The following is a 2,865-nucleotide window of genomic DNA, read 5'->3' on the forward strand; positions in this document are numbered from 1 at the left end:
CACCCGCGCAGGTCGTGCCGCCGGCCCCGGCGACCACGACCGCCGCGCCGATCCCGAGACGCCCCAGCCCTACGGTCGCCAAGCCGACGAGCACCGAGGCACAGCCGCTCCCGTTGGGACCCGTGTCGCTGGAGTCCGCCAACCAGGTGGGGCTGCTCGTCACGACCGTCGGCGACTTCGGCGTGCTGGACCGGGTCGGCGCGGACAGCGACAGGGCCGCCCGGCAACGGGCGACGTTCGAGGTGATCCCGGGCCTGGCGGACCCGAACTGCATCTCCTTCCGGGTCGAGGATGGCCGGTACCTGCGCCATTCGTCCTGGCGGGTGCGGTTGAGCGCGGACGAGGGCACCAGGTTGTTCCGTGGCGACGCGACCTTCTGCGTTCGCCCCGGCTCGGCAGCCGGATCGGTGTCGCTGGAGGCGTCGAACTATCCGGGCTGGTTCCTACGCCACCGGAACCTGGAGCTGTGGGTGGATCAGTCGGACAACAGCGCGGCGTTTCGCGCCGACGGGTCCTTCCGGCCTCGACCTTCGCTGATCGGGTAGCCGCACCGTCACGGCGGGGGGCGGTGCCCCCTCGCCCCGGGGCTACTACCGATGCCTGTCGCGGGATGGTGTGGTGCCCGGCTGTACCCATGACGGCCTCGGCGGGCTCTGCCCGACCATTCGGCACCGGCGCCGATAACAGAAAATCACTGTGAAATTTATGTCAATCGCCATTTCAGTCGCACCCATGGGAGAAACCGTTATTTGCCGGGGCAGCCGGAAGTCGACGGACCGGACAAACTGCGGGACGCAGTCGGGTAGCGATGCCAAGCATATATTGATGTTTATCCATTGAAGACCCGGAGCATCCTGGCAATATCCCGCACTCGGCCCGAGCAGCTCCGCCCACCTCGGCAGTCGATGCCAGCGGGGAGCCGCTTGCCGCTGATGTTAGCGCTCACATTCCATCGCAGGGCGAGCCGCAGGTCAGTAAGGGCGTCCGCACAGCTGTGGAGAAGGCCGCCGCCAGGCCGGTGGGCGCGACGATGCCAGTAATCTGAAGCTCCTGCACGGTAGCACGAACTGGGATATCGGCGGCAAATCTGACGTCAGGTCAAGAACCTGCCCGATGGCACACCGATTCGAATAGAGGTGTGGTTTGAACACCGAGCTGCGGGAACTCATCGCGGAGCTGCGTACCGATCTGGAGGCGGACCAGCCCGCGACGCTGGCCTGGGCTCAGATCAACAAGGGCGCGCCGGCCGACAAGATCCCCGCCGATCTGCCGCAGCCGGTCCGGGAGCTGCTGGAGACCGCCGACGGTATCCGGGCCGGCGCGTTCGACCTGCCCGCAGTAGCGCGCCTGGACGACATCCAGTACTACATCGAGCAGATGCCCGGGTTCACCGGCGTCGCGGACGAACCCTCCGAGTGGCTGGTCTTCGGCACGCTGCACGACGAGCCGCTGCTGATCCGGCGCGACACCGGCGCGGTCTGGTACCTCCCGGAGGAGACCACCGACGAGTGGTTCATGCGTGACCTGTTCCTCGACGTCGCGCCGGACCTCGACTCGTTCCTCGCCTACTACGTCTTCGGCGCCGGGTACGGCGAGATCGGCTTCGACGACGACAAGTGGTGGGGCTTCCTCGACAAGCACGATCTGACCACCCCCGGCGACGAGGACGAGGAGACGGGCGGGTGACGCCACACACGAGGTATTCACCGCATCCTGGGCGGCCGATGGAATGATCCACTTTTCGATCGACCGGCTCGACGACGTCCTCGGGCCACTGACGACGGAGGTCTTCCCGCCGTTCGGATGCCGTCCCAGAACCGGGTGTTCGCGACGAGCTTCAGTTCGACCACGGAGCAGGCCATCCAGCCCCGGATAAACCCAAAGGCGTCATTCCTGGCGCCGTTGGCTCATATCAGGCGACCTCAAAAACCTGCGGCCAGACTGGAACATCTCGTTCAACATCCGCATCTTTTCCTGATCCGGACCTTCTCGAATTGCCCATTCGTTGTCCGCTAGAAAATCCTTCCAAGCACTACGCTTGAGCTCCATCAAATCATCATTATGCGAATGGTTCTGAATCAAGGTGCGGTAGCCCCATAGTGCACGAATGCCGAACACCTCCTCTTCCAGGGTAGTGAAGCTCCAGTCGGAGGGCAGGGCGGCGTCAACAAACTCAAACAGCTCGATATGAGACCAGATCGGACGGGCGGAGTCGTTAAGCACAAGGAGCCCGACGTTACCCCGCCTGATCGCCATGGCGTACACCGCATAAGCGCTACCGACCGTCAGCCGGAACCTGGTGGATTCAGAATTGGCGGTGCGGCTAAGAACCGCGTCCGGCAAGTCGCTGCCACGATTTCCGATACAGATGACCTGCATTACCACCGTTTGTCCGCCCCCGGGATGTGGTCCTTGACCTTTAGGTCGTCAATCACCCCGGCACTTCGTTCGTACTGGTAATGCACGTCAACGCCGTCAATTGCCTGCTCCATCTTCGTCCACACGAACACTTTCGGGGTCGACGATGACCGCTGAATCCCGTCTTGGATCGACCCGCCCCATCGTTGCTGTCGTTCCGTGCGGGTGAGGCTGGCGCCAGGCTGGAGATCGATGTATGCCACGGCTCGGGATGCTAGCTCAGGCATCCCATTATCTGAACGTAGCGGGATAAAGCCAGGCAGCGCACTGCCGAACAGTCTCTCTAGTACTCCAGCAGGAGATCCGTTCTGACCTGCTGTGGCGGTGTGGGCTTGTCCGTGGGCACGGAGTGTCGACGACGCGTGAAAAATGACCCCGTGTCCTCGCCGCCGCAGCGGCCACACCACCACCCAGGACGGCCTGATCCCGATCACCGTCTACGAACTC

Annotated in this window: 4 protein-coding genes; 2 read left to right on the plus strand and 2 right to left on the minus strand. The window is 63.9% G+C overall.

Features of this window, described 5'->3' with window-relative positions; genetic code table 11:
• Both ACFP2T_RS31170 and ACFP2T_RS31175 read left to right on the plus strand, forming a co-directional pair.
• A partial coding sequence (locus tag ACFP2T_RS31170) for an AbfB domain-containing protein (protein WP_377428017.1) occupies window positions 1-545 on the plus strand: 545 nt, incomplete at its 5' end.
• A 598-nt stretch (window positions 546-1,143) separates the two neighbouring features.
• On the plus strand, window positions 1,144-1,686 hold the full coding sequence (locus ACFP2T_RS31175; RefSeq protein ID WP_377428019.1) for a hypothetical protein: 543 nt from the start codon (window positions 1,144-1,146) through the stop codon (window positions 1,684-1,686).
• A 201-nt stretch (window positions 1,687-1,887) separates the two neighbouring features.
• Here ACFP2T_RS31175 and ACFP2T_RS31180 read toward each other — a convergent pair whose 3' ends face one another.
• Both ACFP2T_RS31180 and ACFP2T_RS31185 read right to left on the minus strand, forming a co-directional pair.
• Window positions 1,888-2,385, minus strand: a complete 498-nt coding sequence (locus tag ACFP2T_RS31180) for a hypothetical protein (protein WP_377428021.1) — start codon at window positions 2,383-2,385, stop codon at window positions 1,888-1,890.
• Window positions 2,379-2,621, minus strand: a complete 243-nt coding sequence (locus ACFP2T_RS31185) for a hypothetical protein (protein WP_377428023.1) — start codon at window positions 2,619-2,621, stop codon at window positions 2,379-2,381. Before ACFP2T_RS31185 ends, ACFP2T_RS31180 begins: the two co-directional genes overlap by 7 nt.
• Between the last annotated feature and the right edge of the window lie 244 nt (window positions 2,622-2,865).

This window comes from Plantactinospora solaniradicis, from assembly GCF_042658085.1.
In the GTDB taxonomy this organism is placed as follows: domain Bacteria; phylum Actinomycetota; class Actinomycetes; order Mycobacteriales; family Micromonosporaceae; genus Plantactinospora; species Plantactinospora solaniradicis.